14 protein-coding genes and 1 riboswitch are annotated in these 15,918 nt (G+C 67.3%); of the genes, 10 read left to right on the forward strand and 4 right to left on the reverse strand.

What is annotated here, in order from left to right; translation table 11 throughout:
- Positions 1–98: 98 nt before the first annotated feature.
- The gene (locus tag ACFTR6_RS11340; protein ID WP_377957997.1) at positions 99–1,553 is read left to right on the forward strand and encodes an APC family permease; all 1,455 of its coding nucleotides are present in this window, start codon (positions 99–101) and stop codon (positions 1,551–1,553) included.
- A gap of 2 nt (positions 1,554–1,555) precedes the next feature.
- Here ACFTR6_RS11340 and ACFTR6_RS11345 read toward each other — a convergent pair whose 3' ends face one another.
- Positions 1,556–1,774 carry a hypothetical protein gene (locus ACFTR6_RS11345; protein WP_076799295.1) on the reverse strand — a complete coding sequence of 73 codons (219 nt, stop codon included), beginning with the start codon at positions 1,772–1,774 and terminating at the stop codon, positions 1,556–1,558.
- Between the two features lie 295 nt (positions 1,775–2,069).
- Between ACFTR6_RS11345 and ACFTR6_RS11350 the strand changes: the two genes are divergently transcribed.
- From ACFTR6_RS11350 to ACFTR6_RS11370, 5 genes are all read left to right on the forward strand, one after another.
- Positions 2,070–2,573: a LacI family DNA-binding transcriptional regulator gene (locus ACFTR6_RS11350; protein ID WP_076799294.1), complete on the forward strand. Its 504-nt coding sequence runs from the start codon at positions 2,070–2,072 to the stop codon at positions 2,571–2,573.
- 330 nt (positions 2,574–2,903) lie between these two features.
- Positions 2,904–3,812 (forward strand): ABC transporter ATP-binding protein, encoded by a 909-nt coding sequence (locus tag ACFTR6_RS11355; protein ID WP_076803627.1) that lies wholly within the window; start codon positions 2,904–2,906, stop codon positions 3,810–3,812.
- Entirely contained in the window at positions 3,812–4,729 is a 918-nt protein-coding gene (locus ACFTR6_RS11360; protein ID WP_377957998.1) for an ABC transporter permease, read from the forward strand. The genes ACFTR6_RS11355 and ACFTR6_RS11360 overlap by 1 nt, the downstream gene beginning before the upstream one ends.
- A gap of 28 nt (positions 4,730–4,757) precedes the next feature.
- Positions 4,758–6,098, forward strand: a complete 1,341-nt coding sequence (locus tag ACFTR6_RS11365; RefSeq protein ID WP_377957999.1) for an LLM class flavin-dependent oxidoreductase — start codon at positions 4,758–4,760, stop codon at positions 6,096–6,098.
- 101 nt (positions 6,099–6,199) lie between these two features.
- On the forward strand, positions 6,200–7,339 hold the full coding sequence (locus ACFTR6_RS11370) for a GGDEF domain-containing protein (protein WP_087873188.1): 1,140 nt from the start codon (positions 6,200–6,202) through the stop codon (positions 7,337–7,339).
- Between the two features lie 232 nt (positions 7,340–7,571).
- Here the strand turns inward: ACFTR6_RS11370 and ACFTR6_RS11375 are convergent, their stop codons facing one another.
- The 3 genes from ACFTR6_RS11375 to ACFTR6_RS11385 form a co-directional block, all read right to left on the reverse strand.
- Complete coding sequence (locus ACFTR6_RS11375; RefSeq protein WP_377958000.1) at positions 7,572–8,288, reverse strand: NlpC/P60 family protein; 717 nt, start codon at positions 8,286–8,288, stop codon at positions 7,572–7,574.
- Between the two features lie 3 nt (positions 8,289–8,291).
- Positions 8,292–8,493: riboswitch (cyclic di-AMP (ydaO/yuaA leader) on the reverse strand.
- Positions 8,494–8,638: 145 nt separating this feature from the next.
- On the reverse strand, positions 8,639–10,141 hold the full coding sequence (locus ACFTR6_RS11380) for a SulP family inorganic anion transporter (protein ID WP_377958001.1): 1,503 nt from the start codon (positions 10,139–10,141) through the stop codon (positions 8,639–8,641).
- A 6-nt stretch (positions 10,142–10,147) separates the two neighbouring features.
- Positions 10,148–11,254: a GTP pyrophosphokinase family protein gene (locus ACFTR6_RS11385; protein WP_076799288.1), complete on the reverse strand. Its 1,107-nt coding sequence runs from the start codon at positions 11,252–11,254 to the stop codon at positions 10,148–10,150.
- 203 nt (positions 11,255–11,457) lie between these two features.
- On the opposite strand from ACFTR6_RS11385, the gene ACFTR6_RS11390 reads away from it, so the two are divergent.
- The 4 genes from ACFTR6_RS11390 (at position 11,458) to ACFTR6_RS11405 (ending at position 15,909) form a co-directional block, all read left to right on the forward strand.
- Positions 11,458–12,279, forward strand: coding sequence for an alpha/beta hydrolase (locus tag ACFTR6_RS11390; RefSeq protein WP_076799287.1), 822 nt, complete (start codon positions 11,458–11,460; stop codon positions 12,277–12,279).
- A 286-nt stretch (positions 12,280–12,565) separates the two neighbouring features.
- A complete protein-coding gene (locus tag ACFTR6_RS11395; protein WP_377958085.1) occupies positions 12,566–13,684 on the forward strand; it encodes a ferredoxin reductase in 1,119 nt (372 codons plus the stop codon).
- A gap of 14 nt (positions 13,685–13,698) precedes the next feature.
- Positions 13,699–14,877, forward strand: a complete 1,179-nt coding sequence (locus ACFTR6_RS11400) for a fatty acid desaturase family protein (RefSeq protein ID WP_377958002.1) — start codon at positions 13,699–13,701, stop codon at positions 14,875–14,877.
- A 66-nt stretch (positions 14,878–14,943) separates the two neighbouring features.
- Positions 14,944–15,909 carry a carbohydrate kinase gene (locus ACFTR6_RS11405; RefSeq protein ID WP_377958003.1) on the forward strand — a complete coding sequence of 322 codons (966 nt, stop codon included), beginning with the start codon at positions 14,944–14,946 and terminating at the stop codon, positions 15,907–15,909.
- Positions 15,910–15,918 lie beyond the last annotated feature (9 nt).

Here is a 15,918-nt window from a genome sequence, read left to right on the forward strand (position 1 = left end):
GTTGCCAAAGCGGGTTGGCGGGGTCACAGTGAAGTGAGTTACGCCCGCGGCCGTACGTCCGGCCGCGCCCCAGGTACGGCACCGCTGTGGAGGTCAACATGAGCAAGACGTCCGATGAAGTGTACGACGCAACCCCGGAAGGCGACGCGCCCGAGCTCAAGCGGGTCCTCGGACCAAAGCTCCTGCTCCTCTTCATCGTTGGCGACATCCTCGGTGCGGGCGTGTACGCAGTCACCGGGACCATGGCCGGCACGGTGGGAGGCATCGTATGGCTCCCTTTCCTGCTGGCCTTCGTCGTTGCGACGCTGACCGCATTTTCCTACCTTGAGCTGGTAACGCAATACCCGCAGGCAGCCGGCGCCGCGCTCTACACCCACAAGGCGTTCGGTATCCACTTCGTCACCTTCCTGGTGGCGTTCGCCGTTGTCTGCTCCGGCATCACCAGCGCGTCGACGTCGGCGAACGTGCTCGCCCAGAACTTCTTCGGCGGCCTGGAGATCAACGGTTGGATCGACGCCCCCGGGCAGGGGGCCATCACCGCGGTTGCGCTCGGCTTCATGCTCCTGCTGGCAGTGATCAACCTGCGCGGCGTAGGCGAGAGCGTGAAATTCAACGTGGTGCTCACTCTGGTGGAGATGACCGCACTGTGCATCGTGATCGGGGTGGGCTTCTACGCGATGGCGCAGGGCGGAGGAAACCTCGAAGAGATCACTGTCTTCACAGACGGACAGGACAAGGGCCTGTTCCTTGCTGTCACCGCGGCCACGTCCATCGCCTTCTTCGCCATGGTGGGCTTCGAGGACTCGGTGAACATGGTCGAGGAAACCCACCATCCCGAGCGGATCTTTCCGCGGACCATGCTCACCGGCCTGGGTATCGCGGTGATCCTCTACATGCTGGTGGCCATCTCCGTGGTCACCGTGCTCACACCCACCGAACTCGCGGGAATCAGGGAAGCCGAGGGCGCTGCACTCCTCGAGGTGGTGCACAAGGGCTCGCCGGACTTCCCGATCGACAGGATCTTCCCGTTCCTGGCGGTGTTCGCCGTGGCCAACACCGCTCTCATCAACATGCTCATGGCCAGCCGGCTGATCTACGGCATGGCCCGCCAGGACGTCCTGCCGCGGCCGCTGGGCAAGGTGCTGCCCGGCCGGCGGACTCCGTGGGCCGGCATCGCGTTCTCCACGGTCCTCGCGCTGGGGCTGATCTGGTACGTCACCAGCGATCCCGAGAGCAACATCGTGGCGAACCTTTCCGGCACCACCGCTTTCCTGCTGCTGTGCGTGTTCACCGTGGTGAACGTGGCGTGTCTTGTTCTTCGCCGGAGGAGGGACCCCAATAGGGAGGTGTTCTTCACCTCGCCGGGGCAGCTGCCGCTCGTCGCTGCGCTTCTTTGTGCCTTCCTCGCCGGTCCGTGGGTCGGCCGGAGCGCCATCCAGTACCAGATCGCCGGTGGACTGATGGCAATTGGCGTCCTTTTGTGGCTGGTCACATGGCTGGTCAACAGGAGGACCAACCGCGCGGCGGGCTCGGGAGCGGACGAGACCGCATGATGTCAGGCGGAACCAGCCCGGGATGATCCGCGGCCGCTGCCAGGACCAGAACCAGGCCGCCGGAAATCGCGGAGATGGGCCAGCAGCGCCTGCTCAGGGCGTCCGGGGTTTTCGCCGAGATGCCGCAACAGCGCCATCCGAACCTCCGAGTCGGTGGCCTCGTCATTGAGGACATGGGTGATCACACCCATGATCTGGTGCCGAAGGCCTTCCTCCTGCATGCGACCACGCTCCTTTGCTCCCGGGGGCAGTCTGCCGCCGGTCCGTTATGAATAACCCGGAGCCAGCCGGAGCTGCGGCACGTGCGGCGGCCAACCTGGGGGGTCCCACCCCTGCCGGTGCCTGGCGCAGCTGCGGCATCCCACCAATTCGGGTGGGACAGGCCCCTGAGGACGCTGCTTTCCAAGGTTTTCTGAAGTCACTCGGCGCAGCATGAACACAGCGGGGAAGGTGCCGGGACGCACCACTTCCACAACCGGAAACTGTGGAGAATCGATAGGAGAAACAGTGAGGAGCATGTCCAGCCCCACCATCCGGGACGTTGCGCAACGGGCCGGGGTCTCACTGACTACGGTGTCCTACGTGCTGTCCGGCAGGAGCGGAGGCACCACCCGGATCAGTGCGTCCACGCAGGAACGGGTCATGGCCGCCGTCGACGACCTCGGCTACGTGCCCAACCAGGCGGCGCGGGGAATGCGCCGCGGCAGGACGGACGTGGTGGCCATCGCCATTGAGGACCTTGAATGGCCGGCCGACCGGGCACTGGCCATGGCCGCTGCCGCGATACTTCCCCGGCACGGCTACCAGCCGGTCATCCTGCTTGGCCGGTCGTGGCGGCAGTTCATGCTGGCCGGCGGTGCCGACGGCGTCATCGTGGGCGTCCTGCCCTCCAGCGAGGAAGAGGACCGCGCCATCGCCGAACTGGCCAGGCGCGGCATCGCGCAGGTGGTTATCTCCGAATCGGTGCACGCCGAACAGGCCGTCGCGCTGCTCATGGACCGCATGGCGGCAGCCGCGTAACAATCAGCCCTGCCCTGCGCGCGCCACCTGCAGGTACAGGGCGCAGGGCAGGGTGGTGCCGGCCTGTCATTGTCCGTAGCCGGCCGCAACATCGGCGCCCTTCGCGGTGCGCGTCTGTCGCCATGCGTCACCCGGTGTCGCCGGAAGACGCCCGCCATTACGCCCTGTTTACTTTGAAGTCCCTGCGCGTCCCGGCGTTGCCGGCCGCGGCCCCGGCTGGCAGGTTACGCCCCGTTTCCCCTCGTGACCGCCCCCTTCAGGCGGTGGTTTAACTCTGCTCTCATGGTGGACACCAAACGCCTTGAACGACCTGCTGAAGGGAAGCACACCATGACCTCCGGAACCGGGCCGATACCGAAAATCAGCCTTCAAAACATCACCAAGAAGTTCACGGTGCGGCCCAGCAAGGACAACCCGGAAGGGTCGGTGCTGACCGCACTGGACGGCATCTCCCTCGATGTCTCCGCCGGTGAGTTCATCACCCTGGTGGGCCCCAGCGGATCCGGGAAGACCACCCTCCTGGACCTCCTGGCAGGACTGACCAAACCGGACACCGGCCAGGTGCTGGTGGACGGACGGGCAGTCGCCGGCCCGGGCAGGGACCGCGCCGTCGTCTTCCAGCAGTATGCGCTGTTCCCGTGGCGCACGGCGGCGGCCAACGTATCCTTCGGCCTGGAAGGCGTGGGCAGCGACGGGAAGCGCTACACCCGAAAGGAGCGGGCCGGGAAGGCGCGCGAATACCTGGAGCTTGTGGGCCTCGGCGGATTTGAGGACAGGTACCCCCATGAGCTGTCCGGCGGCATGAAGCAGCGCGTGGCCATTGCCCGCAGCCTGGCCTATGAGCCGGACATCCTGCTGATGGATGAGCCGTTTGCCGCGCTGGATGCCCAGACCCGCGAGCAGCTCCAGACCGAGCTGCTGCGCATTTGGGCCACCACGGGCAAGACCATCATCTTCATTACCCATGGCATCGACGAGGCCGTGTACCTCGGCCAGCGCGTCGCCGTGCTCAGCTCCCGGCCGGGACGGCTGAAGGAAATCGTGGACATCGACCTCGGGGACCGCTCCGGTGACGAGGACGTCCGCTCCAACCCGGCCTTCGTGGAACACCGGCACGAGGTCTGGTCGCTGCTGCATGACGAGGTACGCCGGGCCCAGGAGGCCGGGCACGCAAAGATCCAGCCCGATGGAACGGCGCCGGACGAAACCAGGACCATCACCACCGGAAAGGCAGCCTGATGAGCACGCCAACACTGACGAAGGAAACGGAAGTCCGCACCGGTCCCGAGCAGGCCGCCGGGAAGGAAACGGCGCCGGCCACGCCGGCGTTGCGTCCGGGACCCGCCCGGACTCCGGCGGCCAGGCTGCGCCTGTACGCCGTGCAGGGCGGCAAAGCCGTGTGGGGTGCCGGGGCGATCATCCTGTTTCTGCTGCTGTGGGAACTGGGGCCCACCTACCTCGCGCCGGCATCGACGAGGGTGTTCCTTCCGCCCCTGCACGAGGTGCTTGAGGCGCTGGGCGCCCTTATTGCAAACGGGCAGCTGCAAAACCACCTCGCGGCCAGCCTGAGCCGCTCTGCGAGCGGCTTCGGCATCGCCGTGGTGTCCGCCGTCGCACTTGGACTGCTCGTGGCCTGGTACGGGGCCCTTGACCGCTTCCTCAACCCGCTGCTGGAGGTTTTCCGGAACACAGCGGCGCTGGCACTGCTCCCGGTGTTCACGCTGCTGCTGGGCATCGGGGAGACGTCCAAAATCACCATCGTTGCCTACGCCGCGTTCTTCCCGGTGCTGCTGAACACCATCGCGGGCGTCCGCACCGTGGACCCGCTGCTCATCCGGGCGGCCCGCTCACTGGGGCTGTCCAACTTCCAGCTCTTCCAGAAGGTCATCCTTCCCTCGGCCGTACCCACCATTTTCACGGGCATCCGGATGGCCGGCACCTCCTCCATCCTCGTCCTGATCGCGGCCGAGATGGTCGGTGCCAAGGCCGGCCTTGGCTACCTGATCGTGAATTCCCAGATGAGCTTCCTCATCCCGGACATGTATGCGGGCATCCTGACGGTGTCCCTGCTCGGCCTGCTGGTCAACTACCTGCTGGTCGCCGTCGAACGCCATTTCTCCCGCTGGCGGACCGCCGTCGGCTCCCGGACCGCCTGACCGCCCTCCAAACCCAAGGAACCTGACCATGCCTGAACGCCAACTCCACCTGAACGCCTTCCTGATGAGCACCGGACACCATGAGGCGTCCTGGCGGCTGCCCGGGAACGACAGCTTCGCCGGTACCAAGGTGGCCCACTTTCAGCAGCTCGCGCGAACCGCCGAACGCGGCACGTTCGACTCGATCTTCTTCGCCGACTCTCCCGTACTGCACGGGGACGTGCGCCAGCGCCCTTACGGCACGCTGGAGCCGACAGTCCTGCTCAGCGCCATCGCCGCCGTGACCAGGCGCATCGGGCTCATCGGCACCGCCTCCACCACCTACAACGACCCCTACAACCTGGCCCGCAGGTTCGCCTCCCTGGACCACATCAGCGGCGGCCGGGCCGGCTGGAACGTGGTGACCACGGCCGGCGAGGCCGCCGCCCGGAACTTCTCGCTGGAGGACCAGCCCGCCCACTGGCGCCGCTATGAGCGCGCCGCCGAGTTCCTCGATGCAGCCCGGAAGCTCTGGGACAGCTGGGAAGACGACGCCGCGGTGGGGGACAAGGCCGCCGGAGTCTGGGCGGACAGCTCCCGCGTCCACACCGTCGGCCACACCGGCCGGTACTTCCGGATCCAGGGCCCGCTGGATGTGCCGCGTTCGCCGCAGGGGCACCCCGTCATCGTGCAGGCCGGCTCCTCCGAGGACGGCAAGGACTTCGCCGCCCGCTACGCCGAGGCTGTCTTTACGGCGCAGCAGACGCTGGCCGAGGCCCAGCGCTTCTACGCCGACCTCAAGCGGAAGACAGCGGCAGCGGGGCGGAACCCGGAGCACATCAAGATCCTTCCCGGCATTGTCCCGGTCATCGGCTCCACCGAGCGCGAAGCACGGCAGCTGGAAAAGCAGCTTGATGAGCTCATTCACCCCGAACACGCGCGCAAGCAGCTGGCCGGCGTCCTTCGGGTCGCGCCGGAATCCCTCCCGCTGGATGCACAGCTGCCCGAGGACCTCCCCTCGGAGGACGCGATCGAAGGCGCCAAGAGCCGGTACACGCTCATCGTCGAACTCGCCCGGCGGGAACGGCTCACGGTCCGGCAGCTCATCGGCCGGCTGGGCGGGGGCCGCGGGCACCGCACCTTCTCGGGAACGCCCGAGCAGGTGGCGGACGCCATCCAGGAGTGGTTTGAAAAGGGGGCGGCCGACGGCTTCAACATCATGCCGCCGGTGCTGCCTTCGGGCCTGGACGCCTTCGTGGACCACGTCATTCCGATCCTGCGGTCGCGCGGGCTGTTCCGGCAGCAGTACACGGGGCACACGCTGCGCGAGCACTACGGACTGCCACGTCCCGTGAACGGGTTTGCGCAGGCGGTGCCCGCCGGAGTCTAGGCCTCCTGCTGGTCCGGAAGGGCTTCCGGGCCAGCAGGCCGCCACGATGGCTCCGGGGTGCCATACTGGTGTGCATTGGATCGGGATTCTAGGGGGCCGGAATGATCCTGGACACGGCGACACTTCGGATCGCCTTTGCCGCGATGGCCCTGATTCTGGCCCTGCTCTTCTACTTTTCAACCTACCGCAGCACGCGCTCGCCCTACAGCGCCTGGTGGTGCGCCGCCCTGCTCCTGTTCCTCCTCGGCGCGACGTTCTTCCTCATGAACGGAACGCCGCAGCAGGTCTGGGCCAACCCCGTGGGCAACGTCATGCTGGTTTCCGGTGCGGCGTGCGTTTGGGCAGGTGCGCGCTCCCTCCGGAACCTCAAACCCAGCCCGTGGCTGTCCGCGGCCCTGCCGCTCCTCGCCGGGGTTGCTGCCGCCGTCGACAACCCCGGCTCCAACGTCTGGGCTGGGGGAGCGGTGTTCCTGGGGTCCATGGCGGCGCTCATCGGCCTGGCTTCGCATGAACTGTGGCGGCTGGAACCGGGCTATTCCCGGGTCAGGATCCCCATGGCCATCGCGGCGGGCGGTGTGGCGGTCTTCTACTTCTGCCGGCTGCTTGCTTTCCTGATCAACGGGCAGGACGGCGCCGTCTTCGTCACGTTCTTCGGGTCCGCGGTGACCACCATGGTGACTATGGTGCTGTTGGTGGTGGTTTCGTTCAGCATGGCGGGGCTCAGCACCGAGCAGCAGACGCGGGCGCTGCGGACCGTTGCCACGCAGGACGGCCTGACAGGCCTCCTTAACCGCGGCGCCTTCCTGGAGGCGGCGGCCGAGGAGCTGGCGCGAAGCAAAGCGGCCAATGGCGGGGGCTCGCTGATCCTGGCGGACCTTGACCATTTCAAGGCGGTGAACGACACCTTCGGCCATGCGGCGGGTGACCTCGCGCTGCAGGCCTTTGCCGAGGCGTGCAGTGCAGCGGTCCGGTCCACGGACCTTGCCGGGCGCTACGGCGGTGAGGAGTTCATCCTCCTGCTTCCCGGTGCCGGACCCAAGAGTGCTGAGATCATTGCGGGGGAAATCAGCAGGAGGCTGGCAGGCCAGCACATCCCGGAACTGCTGCGGATGCCGACCGTCAGCTACGGTATCTCCACCTACAACGCGAAAACCGCGGACCTCGACGAAGTCATCGCGGCCGCGGATGTTGCCCTGTACGAAGCCAAGTCCCAGGGGCGGAACCGTACTGTCCGGGGGTGAACCGGAACCGCTGAGGCTGAGGTGCAGCACGCTGCGGCTGGCAGGCCCCGGATCCGGAATGCATGGGGGACAATCCGGACCCGGCGACCTTGACTCGCAGCCGGAGACCGCGGTCTTTCATCAGGCATAGCCAGTGTGTCCCGCGATCCTTGTAGAAAGGTGGGAGCACCTTGGGGGGACAGCTGTGTTCCGCCGCCCCCAAGGCAGCGGAACACAGCGGTTTTTGCCTCTGCTAGGCCGCGCGCACGAACGTGACGGGACCGGTGGCGGTGAGCCAGGACAGCGGGTGGGCCATGGTGGCGTTGATGCCGTTCATGCCGCCGCTGATGACCTTGCCGCCACCCGCATAGATGGCCACGTGGCCGGACTGGACCACCATGTCACCGGGCTGCGGGGTGGAGACCACCTTGCCGTGGTTCAGGAACTGCATCGGCGCAAGGTCACCCACACGGATGCCGGCGGCGCCGAGGGCCTTCTCAACCATGGCGGTGCAGTCCTGCGTGATGCCGATCTGGGCGTAGGCCGAGGCCAGGATGGCTGCATTGGTGCCTGCGGCCGCCTTTACGGGGGCCTTGGCGGGCGCCTTCGGTGCCGGCGCGGCGGCCTTGACGGTGATCTTCGGTGCGGCAGCAGCCGGTGCCGGCGCAGCCTTGGGGGCCGCGGCAGCGGCAGGTGCGGCAACCTTCTTCACCGCGGGCTTCACGACGACGGGTGCCGCCGCGGGAGCCGGGGCCGAGGTGACCGCGGGGCGCTCGAAGTCAATCTTGACGCTGGAGGCGGCGGTCAGCGGAACCTGGATCTGGTTGGCGGCCGCGGGGGCGGCAGCGGGAGCCTGTGCCTGCTGGGCCGGAACGTTCGCGGCGTTGGCTGCGACGGTGCCGGTGAAGGCGAGTCCGGATGCGGCAAGGATGACCGCAGCACGGCGGCCAGAATTAAAGCGGAACGACATGAAGAAGCCTCTCCCGATGCCTGCGAGGTGAGCTGTCGGATTCGGATGGGAGCACCCGGCCGCGGTCCTGAGCATGGCCAGGACTGCGCGGCTTCACCCCAAGGCCAGCTTCAAGCGCGGGCCGAAAAGTGGTTTCCCCGTCTCTGCCTGACATGGGTGTTCGATTGGTTCCTCGGGCTGCGGCAGAGTTAGGCAATCAGCGCGGGAGTGCCTCATCGGTGAAGGAGGCACGTTTTCCACCGTACGGGAGGCTTCCCCGCAATGTCACATTAAGGTAACGGCACCGTGTCGTTCATCCGCGGGTGATCCGCGTCAAATAAGGGATTTCAGGGCGCGTAACGTGATGAAGCTCACGCTCCAGCATTGAGTTTTCCGGCGAGTCGTTCCCGCATTTGGATGCTGGCCGAGTTAAGGCCGATCAGTTCCACCTCGCGCCCGTGCCGGCGGTATTTCTCCGTGACCGCATCCAGGACGGCGATGGTGGAGGCATCCCACAGATGCGAGGCGTGCAGGTCGATCACCACGCCGTCGATGTCCGGCTCGGCGTCGCGGGCGTAGTCGAACTGCGTGTAGAGGTCGTTGGAGGAGGCGAAGAAGAGTTCGCCGTCCACTGTGTAGGTGGCCACGGTGCGGCCGTTGAGCTCCATTTCCGTCCGCTCCACAGTGGCAAAGTGGGCCACCCGGCGGGCGAACATCGCCATCGCCGCCAGCACGCCGACGCCGACGCCGATTGCCAGGTTGTGCGTGACCACCACCGTGCCCACGGTGATGAGCATGACGGCGGTCTCCGACTTGGGCATGCGCTTGAGCGTCGCCGGTGCCACCGAATGCCAGTCAAAGGTGATGGCCGAAACGAAGATCATCACCGCCACCAGCGCCGCCATCGGGATGAGCCCCACGATGTCGCCGAGGGCGACCACCAGCACCAGCAGGAAGACGCCGGCGAGGAACGTGGACACCCGGCTGCGGGCTCCGGAACCCTTGACGTTGATCATCGTCTGCCCGATCACGGCGCAGCCGCCCATGCCGCCCAGGAATCCGGTGACGATGTTGGCCACGCCCTGGCCCCAGGATTCGCGGGTCTTGTTGGAGCGGGTGTCGGTGATGTCGTCCACGAGCTTGGCCGTCATCAGCGATTCCAGCAGTCCCACGAGTGCCATGGACAGCGCGTAGGGGGCGATGGTCTGGAAGGTTTCCCATGTGAGCGGCACGTTCGGGATGAACAGCGCGGGCAGGCTTTCCGGCAGCTGGCCCTTGTCCTGGACGGCGGGGACATCGATCCCGGCCGCCACGGCGAGGGCCGTCAGGAGGACGATGGCCACCAAAGGTGACGGCACCGCCGTCGTAATCCTGCGGAAGCCGACGACGATCAGCAGGCCCGCGGCCACCAGCGGATACACGGGCCAGGGAACGCCGATCAGTTCCGGCAGCTGGGCCATGAAAACGAGGATGGCCAGCGCGTTCACGAAGCCCACCATCACCGAACGCGGAATGAAACGCATGAGCCGGGTGACGCCCAGGACGGCCAGCAGGATCTGGAACACCCCGGCCAGGATCACCGCGGCGATCAGGTGGTCCAGCCCGTGGCTGCGCATCAGCGGTGCGATCACCAGGGCGACGGCGCCGGTTGCGGCCGAGATCATGGCGGGCCGGCCGCCGACGAACGAGATGGTGACCGCCATGGTGAAGGATGCGAACAGTCCGATCCGGGGGTCCACCCCGGCGATCACGGAGAACGCGATGGCTTCCGGAATGAGGGCAAGGGCCACCACCAGTCCGGCGAGGGCCTCGGTCTTGAGGCGCCGCGGGGAACGGAGCGTGGCCCGGACGGACTGGAGCTGTTCGGGCAACATGTAACTCTATTTCTTGGTCTGGCGGTAGCGCTCGATCTGCTTCAGCCGCCGCAGGAGGCTGTCGCGCCGCGGGTGGGGGACGGCGTCGGGCGCCTCAGCGGTGAGGTCGATGTGTTTGGTGCCGTACTGCCACAGCAGGAGGTCATCCAGCAGGCGGTCCGGGCCGGGGGAGTAGCGGTGATCCAGGGCCCTGCGGACCTCGGTGATCCGGTTGGCGCTGAGCAGGCCGGCAAGCTGCACGGTCTGCTTGAGTCCGTGGGCCGCCAGGAGTTCGGCCGCCCATCCCCAGTCATCGTCTACTTTACGGTCTACGTGCGGGAGCAGGGTGCGCCACACGTCCCGGATGCGGTTGGGGGTGAGCTGGGCCGCGCCCTCTCCGTCCAGGTCCCAGTAGCTGCGGACCTCCTCGTAGCGTTCGTGCAGGTCAGCGAAGGCGCTCTCCACCGTTTCCAGCATCGCGGCGGTGGCCGTGAACTGGCGGTCGAAGTGCGGTGTCCAGGCCCGCGGGTCCTCGGCCTTGAAGCGGATATCGTGCTCGATCTCACTCCAGGCGTGCGCGAAGACGGTGCGGATCTGGCATTCAAAGAAGTAGCTGCCGTTGGGCGGGAGGTCGGGGTTGAAGACCTGCTGGTAGTTCTTGACCACGTCGTTCTGGAGGGTGCGCAGGATCAGGTGCCGGCTGGAGTAGCCGTACGTTCCGGACTCGATGGAGCCGATGTCCTTTTCGCGGTCCCCGCGGCAGTCGAAGAGGTGCCGCTGGCGTTTGATCAGGTTGGCTACCAGGGCGTTCTCCGCCGGCAGCTTGGTGATGACCCGCACGCCCACCATGTCATTGAGCGTCCGGAACGGGTCCGGGAACTTCAGCAGCCGCGGGCCGCCGGCTTCCAGCGGTTCCTCGGTGCGGGAAATCTTCTCCCGGAAGGAATCGACCGTCTTGGTCCGGCCGGTGACGAACAGAGGGGTGACCTCGGTGTCCTTGAGCATGGTCCGCAGTATCTGCAGGACTTCCCGGGTGACAAGCTTCAGGGCAGGCCGGACACGCTCATACAGTTCCACGTTTTCCTGCACGGAGTCGCGCTGCGTGACGTCCAGGCGATCCCAGTTGCTTGCCATGGTTCCAAACTATCAAGGCCGCGCGACAGCAGCTCCGGTGACACCCCTGCCTCGGCAGCCCCTTCTGCCCCACGGAAGCGGCATCCATGTAGGCTCGGCACATGGCTGTTGTGTGCAGTCGTGAGCTGCAATCCGGATCCCGGGTGCGCTGGCGGCGGCAAGGAGGGGCCGGCGCCCCGTTCGAAGGATCCTAGGAGGATGCAGTGAAGCGGCAGAAGTACCACTACGGTGACCACCCCAGCCAGTGGGGCGAGCTCTTCCTGCCGGAAACACCTGCCGCACGCAACGGCAGGATGCCTGCCCCGCGCGGCATTGTTGTGGTGATCCACGGTGGCTACTGGCGCTCGCAGTACGGCGCCGAGCTGGGCGAGCCGCTGGCGAAGGACCTCGCGGCGCACGGCATCGTGGCCTGGAACCTGGAGTACCGGCGCGCCGGCAACGGTGGCGGCTGGCCGCGGACGTTCGAGGATGTCCTCGCCGGGATCGACAAGCTCCGTGAAGTGGCCGGCGAACATGACCTCGACCTGAACCGTGTGGTGGCGCTGGGGCACTCGGCCGGCGGCCACCTGGCCGTCTGGGCGGCCGGGCGGGACCGGCTTGCAGGACTCGGCGCGGCCGACGCCGACCGGCAGGTCGCCAGGAACCTCAACGGCGAGGCCGTTCACCTGACGGGCGTGGTCAGCCAGTCGGGGCTGCTCAACCTCGCGCAGGCGGAGTGGCTGGACCTCAGCAACGGCGCGGTCAGCAACTTCCTGGGCGGCTCCGCCGAGAGGTACCCCAAGCGCCATAAATACGCCGACCCGATGAGCGCCGTGCCGCTCACCATCCCGGTCTACGCGGTCCACGGCCTCGACGACGACACCGTGCCGGTGAGCCAGTCCGAGGCCTACGCCACCGCCGCCCGGGCGGCCGGCGCCCCGGTGCAGGTGGTCAAGGTCCCCGGCGACCACTTCGCGCTGATTGACCCGAAGGCGCCGTCGTACCGGAAGTGCCGCGAGCTGGTCCAGGAGCTGCTCCTGCTGTAGGCGGGGACCAGGCAGGGAACTTTCGGAGCGTCCGTTCGTTGTAGCTACGGGCTTAGCGGTATATATGCACTCCGGCGGTAAGTATGCTTATCATCAACCGCACATGCCGCAGACGCCACAACGGAGGAACCCCGCCTTGCCTGATCGCACGCCAAAGTGGACTCCGGTTGCCCCCGGCGCCGGCATAGAGGACGCTTGTACGTGGGGGCTGCGGTACTTTTGCTTGTTACGATCCCGGGTTTCACTAGGAGATACACGTGGGTGAACCCATAATGCGGTGGACAGCTTGATCCGGCTTCGAAAGCTGGCGCGCGCCGCGTCCGTCCTGACCACTCCCCTCGCGCCGGAGGATATCCTCGCGCTCTTTGACCCCGTGTTCTCTGCCCGGCAGCTGCGCGGCGTGGTCACCAAGGTTGTCCCCCAAACAGCTGATTCGGCCACCATCCATTTCCGGCCCGGCCGCGGCTGGAAGGCTCACAAAGCCGGCCAGTGGGCGCGGATCGGCGTGGAGCTCGACGGCGTCCGGCACTGGCGCTCCTACTCGCTCAGCGCCCCGGCGGGCGAGGACCCGGCCATCACCGTGAGCGACATGGGTGCCGTGTCCGGCGCCCTGGTCCGCAACACCCGGCCCGGCGACGTCCTGTTCCTTGCCCCGCCGCAGGGAGATTTTGTCCTCCCCGAACATCCGCGGCCGCTCCTGATGCTCACCGCCGGCAGCGGCATCTCCCCGGTGATGTCCATGGTCCGCACGCTCGTGCCGCACCGGCCCGACGCCGACGTGGTGCTGATCCATTCCTCCCGGACCCCGGAAGACAGTATTTTCCGCGAGGAACTCTCCGAGCTCGCTGACCAGTTTCCCAACTTCCGCGTCACGCACTGGTACACGGGCGAACGCGGCCGGATGGACTTCGGCCGGGCCGCCGGACTCGACGCACTGTGCCCCGACTGGCGCCGCCGGGCCGCCTACGCCTGCGGTCCGGAAGGTTTCCTCGACGACGCCGAAGCGCTGTGGGCAGCGGAGGCGGCCGCCCACCCCGGGACTGCCGGGTCCTCCGGCAAAGAGGCGGCCACAGGGCCCTTCGCCGCGGACCCCGTCAACCTCATCATCGAACGCTTCAACACCAGCCTGCTCGGGGGCGAGGGGCACGACGGCGGCCTGGTCACCTTTGAGGCCTCCGACCGTGAGGTGGAGGCCGACGGCGACACGCCCCTTCTCGACGTCGGCGAGGATGCCGGCGTCCTCATGCCCAGCGGCTGCCGCATGGGCATCTGCCACAGCTGCCTGCTGCCCCTGCGTGCAGGGCAGGTCCGGGACCTGCGCACCGGTGAAGTTCACGGTGAACCGGGCCAACTGATCCAGACGTGTGTTTCGGCAGCCGCCGGGCCCGTTAACCTCGACATCTGAGGAGCAACACCAGCATGACAGCTATATCCGATCGCACAGCCGCGAGCACCACGTCCGCCGAGAAGCCGGCGACCAAACCGCGGCCGGGGGCGCTGGCCGCCTCCGGCCGGCCGGCCGTGCGCCCGCCTGCCGCGGCGCACCTTTCCGACGAGCAGGTGGCAGAGCTCGGCCGCGAACTGGACGCCATCAGGGATGACATCCTCGCCAAGCGCGGCTCCTCCGACGCCGCGTATATCCGCCGGATGATCAAGATCCAGCGCGGCCTGGAGATCGGCGGCCGGGCAGCGCTGCTGGCCAGCAAGGACAAAAAGGCCTGGGTCCTTGGCACCAGCCTGCTCAGCCTCGCCAAGATCCTGGAAAACATGGAGATCGGCCACAACATCCTCCACGGCCAGTGGGACTGGATGCGGGATCCGGACATCCACTCCACCACGTGGGAGTGGGATTTCGTGACCCCGGCACGCTCCTGGCAGCACACCCACAACGACCTCCACCACCGCTGGACCAACGTGGTGGGCAAGGACAACGACGTCGGATACAACCTGCTGCGCATGGACGAGGACCAGCCGTGGACGCCGCGGGCGCTGGGGAACCCCCTCTACAACGCCATCCTGGCCCCGATCTTCGAATGGGGCATCGCCGTCTACGACCTCGAGCTCGTCGAATACAAGGAGGGCAAGAAGAGCAAGGAGGCCATGGCCCGGGACCTCAAGGCGCTCGGCGTCAAAGCCCTCAAGCAGTTCACCAAGGACTACGCCGCCACGCCGGCCGTGGCCATGCTGACCGGCTCCGGCAAACAGGCCCTGCTCGGAACGCTCACGGCCAACGCCGTGCGCAATGTCTGGGCCCACGCGGTCATCTTCTGCGGCCACTTCCCCGAAGGGACGGACACCTTCACGGAGGAAATGGTCGAGGGCGAGACCCGCGGCGACTGGTACGTCCGGCAGATGATCGGCTCGGCCAACATCTCCGGATCCAAGTTCATGCACATCATGACCGGTAACCTGTCCCACCAGATCGAGCACCACCTGTTCCCGGACCTGCCCTCCAACCGGTACGGGGAAGTGGCGCCGAAGGTGCAGGAAATCTGCCGCCGCTACGGCCTGCCGTACACCACCGGGCCACTGCTGAAGCAGGTTGGATCCTCCTGGGGAAAGGTCTTCAAGCTCGCGCTGCCGGGAAAGAAGGCATAGCGGCGTCCGGCAACTTCGTTGCCGCCCACCCGAGCGCCGGGCGGCGTTCTCTGGCAGAGTATGACCATGCTCACTGTTATCGGCGAGGGCCTCGTTGACGTGGTCCAGCGCAGCTCCGGAATCGAAGCCCATGTGGGCGGCAGCCCGCTCAACGTCGCGGTCGGGCTTGCCCGCCTGGGGCATCCGGTGCAGTTCATCGGGCGCTACGGCCGAGACGCCTACGGGGACTCGGTTGCCGCCCACCTGAGGTCCAGTTCGGTCATGCTGCCGCTGGCTCCGGATGGGCTCCCCACCAGCGTTGCCACCGCCCTGGTGGACGACGACGGCGCCGCCACCTACACGTTCGACCTCGCCTGGGAGCTTCCCGGCCTGGGCGAACGGCTGCCGTTCATGCTGCAGGGAAGCAGGCTGCTGCACACCGGCTCCATAGCCACCATGCTGGCGCCGGGTGCCACGGAGGTGCTGGCCGCCGTCGAACACGCCCACCCGGCGTCGACCATCAGTTTTGACCCCAACTGCCGTCCCAGCATCATCACGGATGTGGATTACGCCCGCCGGCAGGCGGAAAAGTTCGTGACCCTCTCGGACATCGTCAAGGCGTCCGACGAGGACCTCGCCTGGCTCTACCCCGGGGTGGACCCGCTGGAGTCCGCACGCCGCTGGCTGGCGCTGGGCGGCACGGAGGGGCCGGCCATGGTGGTGGTGACGCGCGGCGCGGCCGGGCCGTGGGGGATTACTGCCGCAGGAGAGGCCGAGTTTGCGGCGCCCCGCGTGGAAGTGGCGGACACCGTGGGCGCCGGCGATTCCTTTATGGCCGCACTGCTTTCAGGCGTGGTGGACCGCGGCCTGGATGGGGCCCAGAACCGCGCGGACCTGCGGGCGCTGCCGGCCGAGGGACTCGCCGCCCTCCTGGCCCACGCTTCGCGCGCCGCAGCCGTGACGGTGTCCCGTCCCGGCGCCAATCCGCCCACCCGGGCGGAGCTCAACCACATCGAAGCAGCAGCAGAGGAAGCCGAAGTTCCCACCACCTGAAGTTCCCAC

The sequence above is a fragment of the Arthrobacter sp. NPDC057009 genome, assembly GCF_042673905.1.
Taxonomy (GTDB): Bacteria; Actinomycetota; Actinomycetes; order Actinomycetales; family Micrococcaceae; genus Arthrobacter.